Origin of the sequence: Clostridium estertheticum (genome assembly GCF_026650985.1) — a bacterium.
GTDB classification, from domain to species: Bacteria; Bacillota; Clostridia; order Clostridiales; family Clostridiaceae; genus Clostridium_AD; species Clostridium_AD estertheticum_C.
Genome location: NZ_CP086239.1, coordinates 3,248,580 through 3,269,632 on the forward strand (window position 1 = coordinate 3,248,580; position 21,053 = coordinate 3,269,632).

The window sequence follows — 21,053 nt, forward strand, 5'->3', positions numbered from 1 at the left end:
AGTTAACGCACCTCCCTTTTAGAAAACCAGATTGAGGTAAGTAAAGATGTTATAATTAAAAATACAAGCGATACAATAATACCAATTGGAATCACAGATGGATTCATTAATATATCCCCATTCTGAAGAGGAGCACCACTTGGGTGTACATGAACAATAGGACACATTAAACGCAATGGCCAGCTCCAAGGCACAAATATCCACGATGGACCAGTAGCCATAATAACGCCTGCTGAAAGTCCAATTAAAGCACTTCCAATTGATGCAACCATACCTAACCATGTTGCAAGGAACAAATAAATCGGAATCAAACCAACCGATGTGATCCAAATTACCATGCTTGCTTCACAAATTTTCAAAAACGGAGCCATATTTCCTGATCTTAAAAAACTATATAGAAAGACAACGGCTATGAGAATTATGGATGATAAAAACATATAGAAGGCGATAATAGCATTTTTACTAAGCCACAATCTTATGCTCCTTACATTATGTGAACGTAATCCTCTATAATTTCCAGCTTTTCTTTCTTTAGCATCAGAAAGAGAAGAAAGTAGTGCAGAACCAATAGGCATAAATATAAGTGGCCACCAGTTAAAAACCATAATAATAAAATAATTATTTTCAGTCCCCATATTTGCCATAGTAAGTAATGCATATAATATAAAAAATAATGGAGCCATGACAATGAGCTTTCGAGAGAATGTTCGCTTGTATTTTAAATTTTCAGATTGCAAATAATTAATCATTAGATGCATCATCCTCTTTTCTACTTTCTTTCACAATTTTCATAAATAGTTTTTCTAAATCATCCTCTTTATGAATTTCATTCTGATAGCCTAGTATCCCATTGCTGATAATACCAATGTGATGAGCAACTTGATCTACTTCTGAAAGCATATGACTTGATAAAATTACCGTAATACCCTGAGATGGAAAAGAACGAATCAATTCCCGAAGTTCTTGTATTCCAATAGGATCAAGTCCATTGGTGGGTTCATCCAAAATTAAAAGTTTCGGATGAGTTAAAAGTGCAATGGCAATTCCCAAACGTTGTTTCATACCCATTGAAAACTGTGATGCTCTTTTCTTCCCCGTATTTTTTAAATCCACAATTTCAAGTACCTCACGTGCCTCGGAATCAGGCAAATCTAACAATTTAGTGTGTACTTTGAGATTTTCCTTCGCAGTAAGATTGCCATAAAGTGCCGGAGATTCAATTAATGCTCCAATATCTTTTAGATCTTTTCTATTCCATGGATGTCCATCAAATATTATATTACCTGAGGTTGGACGTAAAAGCCCTGTTATCATTTTTAATGTTGTTGATTTTCCTGCACCATTAGGACCAAGTAACCCATAGATAGAATTCCTTTCAACCATTAGTGATATATTGTTAACTACCTGTTGTTTCCCAAAATTTTTACACAATTTTTCTGTTTTCAAAATATAAGAATCCATATTTATCACCCTTTCCTTTACTATAGTTTTATAATACCAAGCAATTATAAGGATTTTATAAGGATTTGAAATATACTTTATATATCGTTTAATATTGTATTATAAAGTAAATATTTTTAATTTTCTCCAATCACACTTAAACAACAAAATCCATATATTGTTTGTATATAGAAAACCTATCAAAAATATATAATTATTTAGGTACATTCAAGTAAAATAATAAGGAGGGAATGAGATGAAAGTTTGTGGGGGATGGACAATTCAAGAACCTGTTAGTAAAGAAAATAAAAAAGTACTTGGTATTGCTCTAAAAGGCTTCGTAGGTTCTACTTTTGAACCTATAGTAGTTGCTACTCAAGTTGTAAATGGAGTTAACTATGTATTTATAGCTAAGTCTACTACTGTAACATTACCACCTAAAACTGGACTAGTAAAAATATATGTTTCTGCAACACCTGCTGGTACTGAACCTAATCTCGTTAATATTGAGACAATAGTATAAATAAAATATAACTGTTTTAATATATAGTATAAAACAATATAGCTAGGTGATAACTATTTGTTACCTAGCTATATTTCTATAAATTAAGATAACTATATCTAATTTCATTACATAATTCGTTAATATAGTGGACAAGCTATTTTACGAATCATATAGTGCTATTTTTAAAACTATTAAGCATATATGCATTATATGTATTGCATGATTACATATTAATGGTAAACTTATCAGTATAGTTAAATATTCAGAATTTATAAACATATAAAATAAGGAGGTTTCAAATGAGCACAAAAGTCGAAATAAAGACAGAGGTTGAAGTGGAGCACCACGGTGAACTCAAAAGGAGTTTACAAGCCAGACATTTAAATATGATTGCAATTGGTGGTGCAATAGGTACTGGGTTATTTTTACTTAGTGGCGGTACAATAAGCAAAGCAGGCCCCGGTGGCGCAATTATTGCATATGCAGTTATGGGTATTTTAGTATATTTTTTAATGACATCTCTTGGAGAGATGGCAACATTGTTACCAGTTTCAGGTTCCTTTGAAACATATGCTACAAGGTTTGTAGATCCTGCATTTGGATTTGCTTTAGGTTGGAACTATTGGTTTTGCTGGGCTACATGCGTGGCCTGTGAATTAGTCGCAGGATCCATCATTATAAAGTTCTGGCTTCCGAGTACTAATGCAACCTTGTGGAGTGTATTATTCTTAGTTGTTCTATTTATACTTAATCTTACATCAGCAAGGGCTTATGGCGAGGGTGAATATTGGTTTTCAAGTATTAAAGTTATTACAATAATAGCATTCATAATAGTAGGTACTCTGATGATATTTGGTATAATGGGTGGACACTCGCCAGGTTTCTCTAACTTTACACTATCTGATGTTAATGGTAATAAGGGCCCCTTCATAGGTGGCATATTTGGAATGGTAAATGTGTTTCTACTCGCAGGCTTTTCTTTCTCTGGTACTGAACTTGTAGGCCTTGCTGCAGGTGAGTGTGAAAATCCACAGGTTAATGTTCCAAAAGCCATCAAGATGGTATTCTGGCGTATCCTTTTATTTTATCTTGGTGCAATCATAGTAATTGGGTTCCTCGTTCCTTTTAATGATCCCAACCTTTTAAAAAGTGGTACAGACCAAATAGCTTTTAGTCCTTTCACTATGGTATTTGAAAGGTCCGGCTTAGCATTTGCTGCAAGCCTCATGAATGCAGTTATTCTTACAGCTGTGCTTTCAGCAGGAAACTCGGGATTATATGCTTCATCACGTATGCTTTATTCAATGGCAAAGGAAGGAAAGGCACCTAAACTTTTTGGGAAAGTAAATAAGAGGGGTGTTCCAATGAATGCACTTTACCTTACAACTCTTGTTGCTTGTTCAGCTTTTTTTGCTTCTCTCGTTGGTGATGGTAAAATATACTATGCACTAGTTAACATTTCTGGTATTACAGCTTTCTTTGCATGGTTAGGCATAGCAATATGCCACTATAGATTCAGAAAAGCATATATTGCACAGGGGAGAAAACTTGAAGATTTAAAATATCGAGCTAAGTGGTTTCCATTCGGTCCAATTATGGCTATGATACTTTGTACTATTGTTATATTTGGCTCAAACATATGGATATTCCAAGAACCCAAATTCGATTGGTTTAGTTTTATTACAAATTATATGACTATTCCATTATTTGCAATTTTCTATTTTGGTTATAAGTTTATAAAGAAAACCAAGATAGTTCCGCTTATGGAATGTGATTTTGAACATAAAGAATATCAAGAAACGGAATAAAAATTAATCTATAAAAAGAAGGAGAGTTATTATGAATCCAATAACTAATATTTTAAAAGATTTTCCATTAATTATTTTAGACGGCGCCTTAGCTACAGAACTTGAACGATTAGGGTGCGACATTAATGATTCCCTCTGGTCAGCAAAAATACTTGCTCAGAATCCTGAAATAATAGAGAAAGTACACTATGACTATTTTGATTCTGGAGCTGACTGCGCAATTACCTCAAGTTATCAAGCTACTATTGAAGGATATGTAGAAAAAGGTTTCACTAAACTCGAAGCAATATCCCTCATTAAGAAATCTGCTACTATTGCTATAAAAGCTAGGGATGATTTTTGGAAGGATCCACTACATAGAATAAATAGACCACTCCCCTTAGTTGCAGGTTCTGTAGGCCCCTATGGTGCTTATCTTGCAGATGGTTCTGAATACCTTGGAGATTATAAAATTGGTGAAAAAGAACTAATTGAATTTCATAGACCAAGAGTAAAAATCTTAGTAGATGCAGGTGTAGATATTCTTGCTTGTGAAACAATACCTAGTCTTATAGAAGCTAAAGCCATTACTAAACTACTTAAAGAATTCCCCAATGTATATTGTTGGATGAGCTTTAGCGCTAAAAATGATTTGCAGATAAGTGATGGTACATTAATTTCTGATTGTGCCAAATATCTAGATTCCTTTACTCAAGTGGCTGCCATAGGAATAAATTGCAGCGCACCCAACCATATACAATCCTTGATTGAAGAAATCAAAAACAATTCTAAAAAACCTATAGTAGTTTATCCAAACTCGGGAGAAGAATATGATGCCTCCTCTAAAACTTGGCATGGTAATTCCTCTAGTGAAATTTATAGTCGTAGTGCCAAAAGCTGGTTTGACAAAGGTGCTCAGCTAATTGGTGGTTGCTGTCGAACAACCCCTGATGATATTAAAGCTATTGCTACATGGGCTCGAAAATAAATTAACAGCACCCACTCATCATTTAGAAATATATTTTAAGAAAGCATCTATATTAATTTATAGATGCTTTCTTAGTATTTATATAAAAGAACTTATCACTTATTTCAAAGCCTGCATTATCAGAAAGTCTATTTAAGTTACTTAATAAGTTTACCTTATCATTGCTAGCGAGAGGAGTTGGACAATAATCATTTGTATAATTTACTGAAGATATACTACAAGGAATAACCCGTACACCGATAGATGTTAAATTATTATTTACGAACTTTAAATTACTTTGAAAAATAAAAGTTGTTTTATCACTTGGATTAGAGTTACCACCAAAACAAAAATTTCCTAAACTATAGGCGATAATTTTATTTTTATATTGTTCAATGCCTTCAATTACGTGGGGGTGATGTCCAAGTATTATATCTGCACCGTTATCTATAGCAAAGTGAGCAAGGTCTTTTTGTGCCGCTACTGGATAATACGCATTTTCGGCTCCCCAGTGGAAGTTTATAATTACAACTGAGTTAGTCTTTTTTAATTGTGATATATCCCCTTTTAATTTATCAAGAAACCTTTTATCTAAGGACCACCCTCTATAACCTAAAAATCCAAAGGACTGTCCTTTTATTTTTGTAGTCCACTTAGACCCTTCTCCAAAATAATTAATTTTTTCTTTTTCTAGGGCATTTTTTGTATCAAGAAACCCTTTTTCTTTATAATCATATATATGATTATTAGAAATGTTTACACCTTCTATTGAACCTAGCGTTAAACTTTTAGCATAATCGCTACTGGCTTTGAAATTAAACTGTTTATCTGCTTTGTCATTAGAATCCGTAAATGTTGTTTCTAGATTAGCAATTGTAACATCATCCTTACTTAAAATACTACGAACATTTTTAAAGTAATAGGCAAACCCATTGTTTTGATGCTGCGCCATCGCCGGAAGACTAATAGCATAATTAAATTTACTATCAGTACCTATAGTACAGTCACCTACTGCAGATAGTAGTACTTCAGTGTTTGTATTCTCTACGTTAAGAGAAACGGCAGGTACTACAGGTTTTATAACATTATTAGTATTATGATTTTCATTGAACTTTTTGAATGATGATGAAATAGCTTTAATAGTAATTAAGGATAAACTTACGCAAATAAATAGTATTAATAAATTTTTGATTGCTATTTTTTTATTGAATTTTCTACGCCGCTTTTTCTTCAAGCTAATACCCCCACTTTGTTAATATAATATATATACTACTCCAAACTCTGATGCAGTATACCTCTCCCCTCTAAGGACAATGAAATGTTAACTGTTGTACCTTTACCATAATTATCAACAATGCTTCTATAAATCACTAGTCCAAGACCTGTACCAACAGATTTAGGATCAATTAATTGTATAATATTATTATCTAGTATTCCTCTACTTTGTCACTATATGTTATAAGTAAAATACAGTATAGTGAGGTGGTAATTTAATGAATCAAATAAAGTGTAAAGATATCGATGAATCACTTTTAAAAGCTGTTAATATTCCCATAGAGCTATATGAATCAACGCTTGGACAATATTTTATTGGGTATGCTGATAATTTAGTATTTGGAGAAGGGACAAGTGCCTGGGCAAGGTTATACAATCCAATTAAATCAGGTGTAATTTTACATGTAAATGTCTGGACTGTAACTGATGTTTCAGATTCAGCTTTCCGTGCACAGTTTTGGTTTAATGCAACTCCGCCTGAGTCAGATGTTAACTATGCACCTGTAACTCCTACAAATCTAGTTATCAAGCCACAACCTAGAGCAAAGGTAAGACTAGAATATGCATCTAATGTTACAGGTGAACCCACTGGAGGAATCAAGGCCTTCGTAAGACGTGCACAACCTGAAACAACATTGGTTGAAAGTGAAAATGGTAAAATAATTATTGGTGAGGGCGGTAACTTCTTAGTATTTCTATCAAATCCAGAAACACCAGAGCTTTTAACTTCAGGAAGGATAGCCTTTGGCTTTTGGGAAGAAAAGATTAAAAATAATTGCAAATGCAATGATTAACAAAATATATTAATCTTCATTAATATATCCTATACAAGGGAGCTTTCCGAAAGGCATCTTCCTTGTATTTAATGAGGCTAAACTATTTACATAAGATCTTTTTTATACAATCTTCAATCCATTCTATGTAGGCTTTTTCTCTCATAATTGCACCATTTAAAACAATATAATCTCCAAATCGCGGTGAAGATACTTTTGATATATCGTTTATCTTTAAAAGCTCTTTCATAGTATTTTCAAGATATTCTAATCTCTTAAAATGTTTGTTTAATGCGCTTTGGAATTGCTTTACTAAATCTTCATTAGATATTTCATCACAAAAATATGCTTTAAGTCTAAAAACATCTTTAGGAGTGTTTTCTAAAGGTTCATCTTTCTTTAGCCATTTTTGTAAACATACCTTTCCTTCTTCAGTTATGGTATATAATTTTTTTTCAAGTTTTTCACCTTGGATAATTATTTTATATGAAATTAGACATTCATCAGTTAATTTCCTTAATTCAGGATAGATTTGACTATGATTAGCATACCAAAACTCAACTAACCCACTATTAAATTCTTTAGTTATATCATAACCAGTTAATGGTTTTCTATTTATCAATCCTAAAATTGCATATTTTAAAGTTCTCATTTAACAACACCTCATTCTTTCTTATAATTTTACCATAATTAATTGAAAAGTAAAGTACAACATAGTATATATAACATGTTATCATTGACATACATAAATATAAAAGTGCATAATGTAGATAAAGGCATTACATAATTGTCTTAACCTAGATTATTGTATAGAAATTTAAGTTTTATTTGACATTTAATTTAAGGAGGGTATATATGAACAAGTATAAAAAATTGTTTGAACCAATTAAAATTGGTAAGTGTGAAATTAAAAATCGTTTTGCATTAGCACCAATGGGACCACTTGGACTAGCTGATAGTGAGGGTGGCTTTAATCAAAGAGGAATTGATTATTATACCGAGAGAGCAAAAGGCGGTACAGGATTAATTATTACAGGAGTTACTTTTGTAGATAATGAAGTTGAAGAACATGGTATGCCAAATTGTCCATGCTCTACATATAATCCAGTTCAATTTGTTAGAACAGGTAAAGAACTAACTGAAAGAATACATGCATATAACGCAAAGGTGTTTCTTCAAATGTCAGGAGGATTTGGTAGAGTTACTATTCCTACTAACCTTGGAGATTTTCCACCAGTTGCACCATCACCAATTCAGCACAGATGGCTTGATAAAACTTGCCGTGAAATTACAATAGATGAAATTAAGTCTATTGTTAAAAAATTTGGAGATGGAGCTTATAATGCAAAAAGAGCTGGTTTTGACGGAATAGAAATTCATGCTGTTCATGAAGGATACCTTATAGACCAATTTGCTATGTCATTATTTAATCATAGAACTGACGGATATGGTGGAAGCTTAGATAATAGACTTCGTTTTGCTCGTGAAATAGTTGAAGAAATCAAAGATAGATGTGGAGAAGATTATCCTGTAGTTCTTAGATATTCACCAAAGAGCTTTATTAAAGATCTAAGAGACGGAGCACTTCCAGGCGAAGTATTTACTGAAAAAGGTAGAGATCTTGAAGAAGGAATTAAGGCTGCTAAACTACTTGTATCCTATGGATATGATTCATTAGACACAGACGTTGGATCTTACGATTCATGGTGGTGGAGTCATCCCCCAATGTATCAAGATAAGGGATTATACAGACCATACGCTAAATTAATGAAAGAAACTGTAGATGTACCTATTATGTGTGCTGGAAGAATGGATAATCCAGATATGGCACTAGATGCTATTGAAAATGGAACATGTGATATTATAAGTCTTGGTAGACCACTTCTTGCAGATCCTGATTATGTAAATAAATTAAGAAGCAACAATCTTAAATCTATTAGGCCCTGCATATCATGTCAAGAAGGATGTATGGGACGTATTCAACATTATTCAATGCTTAACTGTGCCGTAAATCCTCAGGCATGTAAAGAAAAAGATAATGCACTTACACCAATATTAAAGAAGAAAAAAGTTTTAATAGTTGGAGGTGGAGTAGCTGGATGTGAAGCCGCAAGAGTTTTAACTCTTAGAGGGCACGAAGCCGTTATTTTTGAAAAGAATAATAGATTAGGTGGAAATCTTATACCAGGTGGAGTTCCAGACTTTAAAGAAGACGATATCGCTTTAGCTAATTGGTTTGAACATACATTAAAAGAATTAAATGTTCAAGTTAATTTAAATACCGAGGTTACAAAAGATCAAATTTTAAAAGCTGATTTTGATAGTGTAATAATTGCTACAGGCTCTACTCCAAAAGTATTTCCACTTGGAGATGATACAAAAGTATTTACAGCTGCCGATGTTTTACTAGGAAAGAAAGACTGCAAAGATACAACAGTTATAGTTGGCGGAGGACTGGTTGGATGTGAACTTGCACTTCATCTTGCTAAAGAAGGCAAAAATGTAACTATAGTAGAGGCATTAAACAAAATACTTGCATTAAATGGACCTTTATGTTCTGCAAATAGTGAAATGCTTGAGAAATTAATTCCATTTAATAAGATTGCTGTAAAAACAAATTCAAAAGTTAAAGCATATAAAGATGGATTACTTGAAATGGAAACAGAAAATGGAATTGAGAAAATTAAATGTGATTCAGTAATACTTTCAGTAGGCTATAAAGAGGAAAATTCTTTATATAAAGAATTAGAATTTGAAGTTCCTGAAATTTATCTTTTAGGAGATGCACGTAAAGTTTCTAATATCATGTATGGTATTTGGGATGCTTATGAAGTTGCAAATCATATATAATTAAATTATTTTTGAATCTACACAAAAACGTAAAAACTCTGAGTACTTTAACTCAGAGTTTTTACTATAAAAGCTTCTATAAATTTTCAGCAATATTATAAATTAATTTTTCAGTTTCTTCCCATCCTAAACATGCATCTGTTATGGATTTACCATAAGTGCCAGACCCTACATCTTGTTTACCTTCTACAAGGTAGCTTTCAATCATAAATCCTTTTATCATTTTTTTAAGTAGAGAGTCATCTTTCCTACTCATTAACACTTCTCTAGCTATTCTTGGTTGCTCTTTATAAAGCTTCATTGAATTTGCATGATTAGTATCTACAATAATAGAAGGATTTGCAAATTTCTGTTTTTCATATTCTTTAGCAATATTTATTAAATCTTCATAATGATAGTTTGGAATATTTTTACCATAAGAATCCACAGCCCCTCTTAAAACAGCATGTGCAAGTGGGTTTCCTGATGTTTCAACCTGCCATCCGCTATATATAAAAGTATGAGCACCCTGTGCTGCTTTAATTGAATTTAGCATTACAGTTAGATCTCCACCAGTTGGATTTTTCATTCCTACAGGCATATCAATACCACTTACTGTAAATCTATGTTGTTGATTTTCTACAGAGCGAGCTCCAACTGCATGATAACTTAACAAATCTGAAAGATATGTATAATTTTCTGGGTATAACATTTCGTCTGCGGCAGGCATATGATATTCACTTAATGCTTTTATATGAAGTTTTCTAATAGCTCTTAATCCTGCATCCATATCAGGTTCTTTACTTGGGTCTGGTTGAGATGCCATGCCTTTATATCCTTCACCAGTAGTTCTAGGCTTATTTGTATAAATCCTAGGTATAATAATGATAGAATCTTTTACTTTTTCCTGGACCTTTGCAAGCTTTCCTATGTATTCGCACACCGAGTCTTCGTTATCAGCCGAACATGGTCCAACTATAAGTAGGAACTTATCAGATTCATTCTCAAAAACTTTCCTTATTTCAGCATCTCTATTTTTTTTAATTTCTTTAATTTTATTTGATAGAGGCATTTCTTCCATAATTTCCTTTGAAGTAGTCATTTTTTTTATGTATTTAATATTCATATCACTTTTTCCTCACTTTGTTTATTTATTATTAACTTCACTCTTTTATTGTTAAAAACAGCCACAATATCAATAATACATTTATTGAATAATATCTGAAAGTTACGAATTATTAGTTAATAGGTCTAATTATACTTATAACTCTATACATTTTCAATTATTATTTTCTTTTTATTTCAAATTCCTGCTTTAATTATTTTTTTAATAAACAATTACCTAAAAAATATGTAGATTAATGTACAACAACTCTGATAGCTATTTTAAATTATAACGTAAATTATTCTTAAAGTTAATCTTCAGCTTATAATTTCCTTATAAATAAGATTTTTAATAAAATACGCCCACCTTCTAATGAAGTTGGGCATATCTTTACGCAAATAACCATTTTGTGTAATCCTCTTAATTTTTTCTATATTAATAGATCTTATTAATATGCACAATTTATTTGTTTAATCATTACTTTAATGAATCCTATTGATTCTATATCTCTTCCAAACCCTTCATCAGCATAGAAGCTTTTGTGTCATAAACTGTATGTAATATTTTTTCGGCAAGCTCACTAAGTGGTTCACCATAAAAATCTTTATAAACTGCAATAATATCTGGATTTTCATAACTACTTCTAATTGATAACTGTTCATCTTTTAGATATAACCCAGCAATCCTGTTTTTTCTGACTTCATCTGTTATTGGCATAGCAACTTTAGGTTGACCACCGCCACCAATACAACCACCTCTACAAGTCATTACCTCAATGAAATCATAGGATAATTCTCTACTTTGAAGTTTTTCAATCAATTCTTTTGCATTTGCAGTACCATGAACAACTGCAACTTTAACCATTATATCTCCTATTGGCACACTGGCTTCTCTCATACCATCCATACCACGAACAGGACTTAAATTTAGAAGATTATCCGGTGGAGTTTTTCCTGTTACATAAAAATAAGCTGTTCTTATAGCTGCTTCCATAACGCCACCAGTATTACCAAAAATAATACCAGCTCCAGTACCTCTACCCAAAAGATTATCATACTCAGATGGAGTAAGTGCAGTAAACTTAATATCTGCTTCTTTAATCCACTTTGCAAGTTCACGAGTAGTTATTACATAATCCATGTCTCGCATCTCCTCAGAATTATTATATTCTGCACTTGCGTTCATTTCATCTCTTTTTATTTCAAACTTTTTAGCAGTACAAGGTGTTACAGCTACATTTACAATTTTCTTAGGGTCAATCCCCATTTTGTTTGCAAAATAAGTTTTAATAGTAGGGCCTTGCATGCCAATAGGACTTTTTACCGTTGATAAGTTTGGTATAAATTCAGGGTAGAAGGTTTCTACAAACTTAACCCATGCAGGGCAACAGCTTGTAAACTGTGGTGTAGGTTTATCTTTCTGCGTAATTCTCCTTACCAGTTCACTTGCTTCTTCAGTGATTGTCAAATCTGCGGCAAAGGTAGTGTCTAAAACATAATCTGCGCCTAGTGCTCTTAATGCTGCAACCATTTTATCTTCTACATAACAACCTGCGGCCATTCCAAATTCTTCGCCCAATGAGACTCGCACTGAAGGTGAAGTACTAAATATAACAATTTTTTCTGGGTTAGCAATCGCTTTTTTTACCTTGTCATAATCATACACCTCAGTGATAGAATTCACTGGGCATATATTTGCGCACTGCCCACAGTTAATACAAATTGCACAATCCCCTGTTTTTGCAAGATCATACATTTTACCAACTGCTATATCTTCACGACAAACTCTCCTGCACTGACCACATACTATGCATTTCTCCTCATCCCTAGTTATGGATGGATTATCTTTTTCAATCGGAATTCTATTATTTGGAAATTCATGTTTACTCATAATATCGCTCCCCTTTTGTGTTAAAATTTTCTTGCTGACCTAAATTATCCAACTTCCATGACTCGAAGCCTTTCCTTTACCCGTGAATTTTCAATACTCCATTATTCTTATTCAATATCTATCTGTTAATATCCTTTAATATTTACAAAATATATATATCATGTGATAGTTGTCATTTGATACATATATTGTTATAATAATCTCATTATAATTTACAAAATAAAGGAGAATAAGATGAATAATAAAGAACATCAAAAACTAATATTAAATATGGTTAACTTTTATAGCATATTCAATATTGAATTTATAGACCTTATCCCAGATCTTAGTAATTTAGGAGTTAGCCCTTTGCTCTCAAAAATTTTAAATACAATTCATATGGAGGGTAACACTACTCCATCATTTTTAAGCAAAAAACTTAATATCTCTTCTTCGAATGTAAGTAGAAGTATTAATACATTAAATTTAATGGGTTACATAAATAAAAGACAAGATTCTATAGATAAACGAATTACATATTTATCTCTGTCTAAAAACGCTGTAGAACTTGTTTCTAAAACTATGTCTAATTCAGAAGAAATGTTTCTAAAAAAATTCAATGTATTATCTTCTGAAGAAATAGAAGAACTTTCTTATTCTTTTATTACAATACAAAATCTACTTATAAAAATGCGCGATTTGAATATTAGCAATCAAAACAAATAAGGGAGTTGACTTAATAAATGATTACAAAAAGTATAAAATCAAAATTAATTATTTTAATTGGCATATTATTAATAATTATATGTTCAGGGCTAGGAATTATCTCTTACATAAATGCCTCTAATGCCTTGGTGTCAAATATAGCTAAAACACTGCCACAAATAGCTACTCAAGCTTCAAATACAGTTCAAGCTTCTCTAGACAGTCAATTGAATTCAATGGAAGTAATTGCATCAACTAATAGTATTAATACACCTGAAAAAACGAAATCTATATTACAGAGTGAAACTGCCAGAAGTAAAAGTTTAAAAATGGGATATGCAGATATCCATGGCAATATTTTATATACAACTGGAGAAAAAGGTAACATAAAAGATACTATTTCATTTCAAAAATCCATTTCCGGAGGAAGTTATATAGCTGACCCCGTTGTTAACAAAGATAAAACGACAATAACTATGACCTATTCAGTGCCAGTAAAAAAGAATAATTCAGTAGTCGGTGTATTAATTTCCGTTCGAAATGGGTTAGAACTAAGTGAAATGATTAAAAAAATTACCTTTGGTAAAACTGGCAGTGCCTACATGATAAACAGTAAAAGCAATAGTATTGCTTTTATGGATAAAAGCATGCCGTTAAATCAATATAATTCTATAGACGAGGCTAAAAAAAATCCAAGTCTTAACGCTATTGCAGCTATGCAAAAAAAGATGATATCAGGACAAACTGGTTTAAGTGCATATAGTTTTGGTGGGAAAAAATCCTACGGAGGATACGCTCCAGTAAAAAAAGAAAATTGGTCCATAGTAGTTATATTAGATAAAAGTGAACTATTATCAGAGCTTGATTCTTTAAAATCATCTATAGTGATGTCCTCCTTGATGTTTTTAATTATTGGACTTTTAATAGTTTATATTATTGCTCAAAGCCTATCCAAAAGAATTAAATATTCCTCAAAATCTCTAAATGTATTATCAACTGGAGACTTTACTAATGAAGTAAGCACCCTATATTTAGGTTACAAAGATGAAATAGGCGATATGGCTAATTCTATGAGCACAATGCAAACCTCAATTAAACAGATGATTACAGTTTCAAAGAAGACTTCCTCAAGTATAGATACAGACTCTACAGTATTATCGAGTATATCTCAAAAGATGGTTTCCTCATCAAATAATGTAGCCCATTCAGTTCAAGAGGTTGCTAGTGGTATCAGTGCTCAAGCAGATGATTTAGTAGAAACCACTTATATATTAAATAGGTTTAGTAGTAAAATTGAAGATATAGTTGCATACATTGAAGATGTAGATAAAAGCACTTTAACAATGAGTGGCCTTGCAACTGACAGTAGTAATAATATAAAGTTATTAATGCAGGCCGTAAATGGTATAAGTTTATCCTTTAAAGATTTATCAGATAAAATAATTACCTTTAGCAGTAGTATAAAGGAGGTTCATAGTATAATTAATATAATCAATTCTATTGCTAATCAAACTAGTCTATTAGCCTTGAATGCTTCTATTGAAGCAGCAAATGCTGGAGAGGCCGGCAAAGGTTTTTCGGTAGTTGCAAATGAAGTTAAAAAGCTTGCTGAACAGACAAAGACTTCTTCAACGCATATTACTCAACTAATATCTAATATTTCCAAAAGTACTGAAATTGTTACAGGAAATACTACCACTATGAAAACAGAACTTGGCGGCCAAATAAACATAATAAATAAAACAATGAATTCTTTTGAAAAAATTATAGAAGTGATTAAAATTATAATTCCAAAGGTACAATCCATAAATTCATCCGCCCTAGATGTAAAAATAGAAAAAGATAACATACTTAGCAAGGTAGAAAGTGTATCCGCTCTAGCTGAAGAAATATCAGCTTCTTCTCAAGAGATAACTGCTTCTACAGATGAGATGAATAATTTAGCTGCTGAAGTAGCTTCAACAGCTATTACCTTAAATAGTATGACTAAAAACATGATTGTTCAAGAAAAGAATTTTAAAATATAATTCAATTCAATGCATACTAAAACCTATAATTTTTTACTATTATGTTGTTTTATACATATATTAATAAATATGGAAGTTATCTTGTAATAAAAAAGATAACGTGAAAGCTAAACAAAGGGGGTAACTATTAAAAGTTACCCCCTTACTAAATAATAAAATATAAAACTTCTATAAATTTTCAGCAATATTATAAATTAATTTTTCAGTTTCTTCCCATCCTAAACATGCATCTGTTATAGATTTACCATAAGTGCCTCGCCCCACATCTTGTTTACCCTCTACAATATAACTTTCAATCATAAATCCTTTTATCATTTTTTTAAGTAAAGAGTCATCTTTCCTACTCATTAATACTTCTCTAGCTATTCTTGGTTGTTCTTTATAAAGCTTCATTGAATTCGCATGATTAGTATCTACAATAATAGAAGGGTTTGCAAATTTCTGTTTTTCATATTCTTTAGCAATATTTATCAAATCTTCATAATGATAGTTTGGAATATTTTTACCATAAGAATCCACTGCCCCTCTTAAAACAGCATGTGCAAGTGGGTTTCCTGATGTTTCAACCTGCCATCCACTATATATAAATGTATGACCATCTTGTGCTGCTTTAATTGAATTTAGCATTACAGTCAGATCTCCACCAGTTGGGTTCTTCATACCTACAGGCATATCAACACCACTTACTGTAAATCTATGTTGCTGATTTTCTACTGAGCGGGCTCCAACAGCAATGTATCCTAATAAATCTGATAGATATGTATAATTTTCTGGATATAACATTTCGTCTGCAGCAGGCATGTGATACTCACTTAATGCTTTTAAATGAAGTTTTCTAATAGCTCTTAATCCTGCATCCATATCAGGTTCCTTACTTGGATCTGGTTGAGAGGCCATACCTTTATATCCTTCACCAGTAGTTCGAGGTTTGTTTGTATAAATTCTAGGTATAATAATGATAGAATCTTTTACCTTTTCCTGAACTTCTGCAAGCTTTCCTATATATTCGCACACCGAGTCTTCATTATCAGCCGAACATGGTCCAACTATAAGGAGAAACTTATCAGATTCATTCTCAAAAACTTTCCTTATCTCAGTATCTCTCCTTTTTTTAATTTCTTTAATATTATTGGGTAGAGGCATTTCTTCCATAATTTCCTTTTCAGTAGGCATTTTCTTTATATATTTAATATTCATATCACTTTTTCCTCACTTTGCTTATTTATTATTTTGTTAGGCTGAAATTATAAGAGTTTTTTTAATTCAATTTGTTTTATTAATGAATTATATCACAAATTCAGTCAATTGGAAGAATATTTTCATTTTTCATTCAATTCTACAATCAAATTTATTAAATAATCAACAATCTGCTCTACATATCTCATTTTAACAAATTGGGATTTCTATTGTCACCTGCGCTCCACCAGTGATAGGCGAGTTAGCTATATAAAGTCTCCCACCATGCAAATTTACGAATGATTCAGTAATATATAATCCTATTCCAAAATGAATTTTTGATGCCCTGCTAGAATCACCCATATAAAATTGTTTTGTGGCTGATTTAATATCTTCATTTGAAAAACCATTACCACTGTCTGTTGTAATAAATTTGATTTTATTATCTACAGATTTTACCTCAAAACAAATCTTTCCATTATTTGGGCAATAATTAACTGCATTTGATATGACATTCATAATTGCTCGGTAAAGTAATAATTGATCAATCATAATTGACCTAGGTACACCAGTCTTAATGAATTCAACTTTAATTCCCTTTGGATTTGCAATCGCTTCAAGCTGATCTTGAATTGTATTAATAAAATTTATAGAATCTCTTTCTTCAAGTTGTAGAAGGAGAGGTTTTTCTGAATTTGAAATCTCAATTAGGCTTTTAATGTACTTCTCAATCTGTGTGCTGTTTTTCGAAATATAATTAACGTATTCCTGTTGCTCCTTACTTATTGTTGAATCAGATAACAATTCAGCATTTCCTTTGATAATTGTTAATGGAGTTTTAAGGTCATGCGCAAGAGCTGAAATTTGCTCCTTCTTTGCTCCTTCAATATTCCATTGCTTCTCCAGTGACTTTTTTAATTCTGTTTTCATATCTGATATTGACAAAAGCACATCATTAAATTCTTTAATTCCTGAATATTTTATGTCAAAGTCCAGATCCTGCTTCTTAATTTTTTCAGTAGCCTGCAAAAGTGGACTTAGCTGTTTATTTAGTTTTTTTGCACATATAGCAGTAATAATAAAAACAATAAAAAAATATATTATAGCAAAAATTACAATCATGGTTTTTTCTGGATCTGGTAAATGTTTATTTAAAAATTCAGATTGGTAACTCATTTGAACATAGTACTGCAAAACACAAACTCCATCTTGCCTTTCAATGAAATAGTAGTTCTTTTTGCTTCCATCTTTTGAGTAAGTACCCTTCGCATATTCTATTGCAGTCAGTAAATTCTTACCCTCTAAATTTGTTTTTATAACTTTATATTTTTTATCAAAAACAGCAAATTTACATCCATTGGGTATCATATTCTCTGTAATTTCAGGGGCTTTTTCAAGCAATGGTTTAGCACTTCTAGCCAAATCCTCACTGAAATTCGATGGAAGAATCACACTGTTTTGCGCGAGGGCAAAAATCCCCAAATATAGTCCAGCGAAAACAATAAATGCAACTCCTAAAGTTAATAAATACTTAAAAAAGACCGCCTTTAACGTAAAAACTTTTTTCTTTATTTCCATTTGTATCCTATCCCCCATACCGTCTCAATCGGGAGCATGTTAAAAACAGCGAGCTTTGCCCGTATGTTTTTAACATGCTCCGTAATAGCTGAGCTATCACTTTCACCGTCATACCCATAAACACCTTCATATATTTTATCCTTTGAAAAAACCTGCCCTTTATTTCTTGCAAGAAATTCGCAAATGTTGTATTCACTTTTGGTAAATGGAATTTTTTTATCATCCACTAAGATTTCTTTACCTGATAAATTAAACTTTACTCCCGATATACAAAGGGAACTATGCTTTTCACGATTTTCTCGCCTTAAGTAAGCATTTACTCTAGCTCTAAGTTCCCCCATGCCAAAGGGTTTTGTAATGTAATCATCCGCGCCAAGGCCTAGTCCGTACATAATATCTGCTTCCATATTTTTTGCTGTAAGAAAAATAATGGGGCAGTCCACAATGTCACGATTTTCCTTGCAAAAAGTAAATCCATCCATACCAGGCATCATGACATCAAGTAAAATCAAATCAAAGTTTGAGAATTCATTAGTTAAAATTTTTTCGGGATTTACAACTGTAGTTACCAAATGATTGTCTTTATGAAGGATATTTTTAATTAAAGCCAAAATATCAGGTTCATCATCGATAACCAGAATCTTTGCCATGTTACCAACTCCTTTGTCTTGTATATAAATAGTATAACGTCAAAATATTCTCAAATCAACCTTTATAATCCATAAATTTCAAAACAAAACTGCAAGCAAAGAGATCACTATCTTTGTTATCTTCATAATAATTTCTCTTTATTCATATGACTTTCTTCCTTCCCACCTTTTGAACCAAAATAAACAAGCAACGAAGGCAATACATATTGCAAATAGCATTACAAATAGTCCCTTTTGCATATCAAATGCTATTTCAGCACTAAAATCAGGATAGTCCAATTTTTCAAACATACGATTGCAAAGCCTCACACTCCATGCCCATGGAACAAAGTGCCATATATAATCACCAAGACCTGTGAGCATCAAAGCAGAAATCAGGCTTCCTGCAACTCCAATCCCAGCAGAGGCACCCTTTCCAAATTGGAGACTAATGAACACATGCAAGATATAGATGAATATATTTCCTAAAACTAATAATCCCGCTGCTTTTAAGTAAAATAAGTAGGGCAATACGTGAAATCCAAGTGCAAATGTTCCTACTGCAAGTGTTATAGAAAAGCTTCCCAATAAAAGTAAAAGAATTAGCTTGCTCAAATACGTAGTGTTTTTTGATTTTGAAGTAGCTAGCAGTACTTGAAAATTTCCAGCCTGCTCCTCCTGTTCAATTACTATCCCGCTGATTAATCCTATGAGCAAAGGAAAAGCAATGGCCAGCGCCTCCAGATACGTTTTTATATCCGTGATTGAGTTATTTAATCTCCCATGATAATATAATAAAAATATTAACGCTCCTGCTAGTGGAATAAACAAATGAATCCACAAAATAGAAGTATGTCTTAATTTATAAAAATCCGATTTTATACACCTAAGTAAAGCAATCATATTAATTAACCTCCTGTTTTTCAAACCAATTAGTGGTAACAATCATTAGCAAAACAAACAGTATAATGGACAGAATAATTCCAATTGGAATCACGACTGGATTTCGCAGTGGATCTCCTATGCCTGCTAGCTCTCCATTTGGCAAAATCCCAAGAATGGGACACATAATACGTGACGTCCAACTATAAGGAGAAATCCACCACATTGATGTACTTACGGCCATAACATTTAATACAGTTCCAACTCCAACGTTTATCAAAACCGTCCCTAGCATTCCCAGTTTCTTCGCTAAAAACATACAAAGTGGAATCTGCCATAAAGATGTAACTGCAATCAAACCAGCTCCGGCAAATGCACTAAAAACCGGTACGGGATGGATCCTTAGATAACTTCCTAAAAAAATTCCAACTACAAAAATCATACATGAGAAAGTCATATAAATCCCGTTTATCAAAACTTTTGAAATCCACACTTTTTTTAAAGAAATTGGCAGACCAAATACAGCCCTATAGCGTAATTTTTTTTGCTCCGCATCGTTAGTCATTACTGCCATTATTGAAATATATCCTGGTAATATCAGCGTGTACCACCAATTGAAGCTATTGGTTTCAAAATATCTTCCGGTCATAAATCCAAATAACAAGGTAACTATAGGTGCGATAAGAATCAGCTTTTTTATAAATATTCTCTTACATTTCAAATTTTCAGCCTGTAAATATTTGAGCATTATAAATCCTCCTTCCTATTCTTTTTCACAACCTCTGTGAAAAGCACTTCCAAATCTTCACCAGGATTAATTTTGCCGTTATACCCGAGTACCCCATTACTGATGATACCGATATGGTCTGCAATAAGTTCAACCTCGGACAATATATGGCTAGATAGGATAACTGTCATTCCCTGTGCTGGAAAAGAACGTATTAGCTCCCTTAAGTCTTGTATTCCAAGAGGATCCAGGCCATTTGTAGGCTCATCCAAAATTAGCAATTTAGGTTTATTCAAGAGTGCAATTGCAATTCCAAGTCTCTGCTTCATTCCCATAGAAAACTGTCCTGCCTGCTTTTTCTTTGTGTTTGTTAAATCAACTATTTCTAGTACTTCTTTAATACGAGAATCTGGAAGTCCTAAAAGAATAGTTCGAACTTTGAGGTTTTCAACCGCCGTAAGATTTTCATAAAGAGGTGGAGATTCAATCAAAACTCCTATATTAGAAAGATCATTTCTACTCCAATCATGATCCTCAAAAATCATTTCTCCTGATGTGGGATGAAGCATTCCTGTAATCATTTTTAATAGAGTTGATTTTCCGGCCCCATTTGGTCCTAGCAATCCATAGACAGAATTTTTTTCAATGGATAGCGAAATGTTGTTTACCGCGCACTGTTTTTTGAAAGTCTTGCAAAGATTTTTTGTTTGTAAAATATAATTATTCATAATCTTAATCATCTTCCTTTCGTTTACTATAGTTTTATAATACTAGGAATT

The 21,053-nt window shown here is 32.3% G+C and carries 19 protein-coding genes; 7 read left to right on the forward strand and 12 right to left on the reverse strand.

The features are described 5' to 3' along the window. Window positions 1-2: 2 nt before the first annotated feature. Window positions 3-749: a lantibiotic immunity ABC transporter MutE/EpiE family permease subunit gene (locus LL038_RS15575; RefSeq protein ID WP_216123318.1), complete on the reverse strand. Its 747-nt coding sequence runs from the start codon at window positions 747-749 to the stop codon at window positions 3-5. Continuing rightward, window positions 742-1,461 (reverse strand): lantibiotic protection ABC transporter ATP-binding protein, encoded by a 720-nt coding sequence (locus tag LL038_RS15580; RefSeq protein WP_216123319.1) that lies wholly within the window; start codon window positions 1,459-1,461, stop codon window positions 742-744. Before LL038_RS15580 ends, LL038_RS15575 begins: the two co-directional genes overlap by 8 nt. Window positions 1,462-1,696: 235 nt before the next feature. Between LL038_RS15580 and LL038_RS15585 the strand changes: the two genes are divergently transcribed. The 3 genes from LL038_RS15585 (at window position 1,697) to mmuM (ending at window position 4,720) form a co-directional block, all read left to right on the forward strand. Next, a complete protein-coding gene (locus tag LL038_RS15585; RefSeq protein ID WP_216123320.1) occupies window positions 1,697-1,963 on the forward strand; it encodes a hypothetical protein in 267 nt (88 codons plus the stop codon). Window positions 1,964-2,244: 281 nt separating this feature from the next. Then, window positions 2,245-3,753, forward strand: a complete 1,509-nt coding sequence (locus LL038_RS15590) for an amino acid permease (protein WP_216123321.1) — start codon at window positions 2,245-2,247, stop codon at window positions 3,751-3,753. A gap of 31 nt (window positions 3,754-3,784) precedes the next feature. Beyond that, window positions 3,785-4,720, forward strand: a complete 936-nt coding sequence (gene mmuM, locus LL038_RS15595) for a homocysteine S-methyltransferase (RefSeq protein ID WP_216123322.1) — start codon at window positions 3,785-3,787, stop codon at window positions 4,718-4,720. A gap of 52 nt (window positions 4,721-4,772) precedes the next feature. On the opposite strand, the gene LL038_RS15600 is transcribed toward mmuM, so the two are convergent. After that, entirely contained in the window at window positions 4,773-5,933 is a 1,161-nt protein-coding gene (locus tag LL038_RS15600; RefSeq protein WP_216123324.1) for a CapA family protein, read from the reverse strand. Window positions 5,934-6,192: 259 nt separating this feature from the next. On the opposite strand from LL038_RS15600, the gene LL038_RS15605 reads away from it, so the two are divergent. Next, the gene (locus LL038_RS15605; RefSeq protein WP_216123326.1) at window positions 6,193-6,768 is read left to right on the forward strand and encodes a DUF6143 family protein; all 576 of its coding nucleotides are present in this window, start codon (window positions 6,193-6,195) and stop codon (window positions 6,766-6,768) included. An 82-nt stretch (window positions 6,769-6,850) separates the two neighbouring features. Here the strand turns inward: LL038_RS15605 and LL038_RS15610 are convergent, their stop codons facing one another. Beyond that, on the reverse strand, window positions 6,851-7,399 hold the full coding sequence (locus tag LL038_RS15610; RefSeq protein ID WP_216123327.1) for a PadR family transcriptional regulator: 549 nt from the start codon (window positions 7,397-7,399) through the stop codon (window positions 6,851-6,853). 203 nt (window positions 7,400-7,602) lie between these two features. Here LL038_RS15610 and LL038_RS15615 point away from each other — a divergent pair, with 203 nt between their 5' ends. Beyond that, complete coding sequence (locus tag LL038_RS15615; RefSeq protein ID WP_216123329.1) at window positions 7,603-9,597, forward strand: FAD-dependent oxidoreductase; 1,995 nt, start codon at window positions 7,603-7,605, stop codon at window positions 9,595-9,597. Between the two features lie 76 nt (window positions 9,598-9,673). Here LL038_RS15615 and LL038_RS15620 read toward each other — a convergent pair whose 3' ends face one another. After that, the gene (locus LL038_RS15620; protein WP_216123331.1) at window positions 9,674-10,702 is read right to left on the reverse strand and encodes a 3-deoxy-7-phosphoheptulonate synthase; all 1,029 of its coding nucleotides are present in this window, start codon (window positions 10,700-10,702) and stop codon (window positions 9,674-9,676) included. Between the two features lie 480 nt (window positions 10,703-11,182). Further along, window positions 11,183-12,571 (reverse strand): [FeFe] hydrogenase, group A, encoded by a 1,389-nt coding sequence (locus LL038_RS15625; RefSeq protein ID WP_216123339.1) that lies wholly within the window; start codon window positions 12,569-12,571, stop codon window positions 11,183-11,185. A gap of 234 nt (window positions 12,572-12,805) precedes the next feature. Here LL038_RS15625 and LL038_RS15630 point away from each other — a divergent pair, with 234 nt between their 5' ends. Next, window positions 12,806-13,276, forward strand: a complete 471-nt coding sequence (locus LL038_RS15630; protein ID WP_216123340.1) for a MarR family winged helix-turn-helix transcriptional regulator — start codon at window positions 12,806-12,808, stop codon at window positions 13,274-13,276. Between the two features lie 17 nt (window positions 13,277-13,293). Continuing rightward, window positions 13,294-15,282, forward strand: coding sequence for a methyl-accepting chemotaxis protein (locus tag LL038_RS15635; protein WP_216123341.1), 1,989 nt, complete (start codon window positions 13,294-13,296; stop codon window positions 15,280-15,282). A 168-nt stretch (window positions 15,283-15,450) separates the two neighbouring features. Here LL038_RS15635 and LL038_RS15640 read toward each other — a convergent pair whose 3' ends face one another. From LL038_RS15640 to LL038_RS15665, 6 genes are all read right to left on the reverse strand, one after another. Then, complete coding sequence (locus LL038_RS15640) at window positions 15,451-16,479, reverse strand: 3-deoxy-7-phosphoheptulonate synthase (protein WP_216123342.1); 1,029 nt, start codon at window positions 16,477-16,479, stop codon at window positions 15,451-15,453. A 189-nt stretch (window positions 16,480-16,668) separates the two neighbouring features. Next, the gene (locus LL038_RS15645) at window positions 16,669-18,036 is read right to left on the reverse strand and encodes a sensor histidine kinase (protein ID WP_216123343.1); all 1,368 of its coding nucleotides are present in this window, start codon (window positions 18,034-18,036) and stop codon (window positions 16,669-16,671) included. Beyond that, entirely contained in the window at window positions 18,027-18,686 is a 660-nt protein-coding gene (locus LL038_RS15650) for a response regulator transcription factor (RefSeq protein WP_216123346.1), read from the reverse strand. Before LL038_RS15650 ends, LL038_RS15645 begins: the two co-directional genes overlap by 10 nt. Before the next feature lie 138 nt (window positions 18,687-18,824). Beyond that, window positions 18,825-19,568, reverse strand: coding sequence for a lantibiotic immunity ABC transporter MutG family permease subunit (locus LL038_RS15655; protein ID WP_216123348.1), 744 nt, complete (start codon window positions 19,566-19,568; stop codon window positions 18,825-18,827). Window position 19,569: 1 nt separating this feature from the next. Beyond that, window positions 19,570-20,295: a lantibiotic immunity ABC transporter MutE/EpiE family permease subunit gene (locus tag LL038_RS15660; protein ID WP_216123350.1), complete on the reverse strand. Its 726-nt coding sequence runs from the start codon at window positions 20,293-20,295 to the stop codon at window positions 19,570-19,572. Continuing rightward, window positions 20,295-21,002 (reverse strand): lantibiotic protection ABC transporter ATP-binding protein, encoded by a 708-nt coding sequence (locus tag LL038_RS15665; RefSeq protein ID WP_216123352.1) that lies wholly within the window; start codon window positions 21,000-21,002, stop codon window positions 20,295-20,297. Before LL038_RS15665 ends, LL038_RS15660 begins: the two co-directional genes overlap by 1 nt. Window positions 21,003-21,053 lie beyond the last annotated feature (51 nt).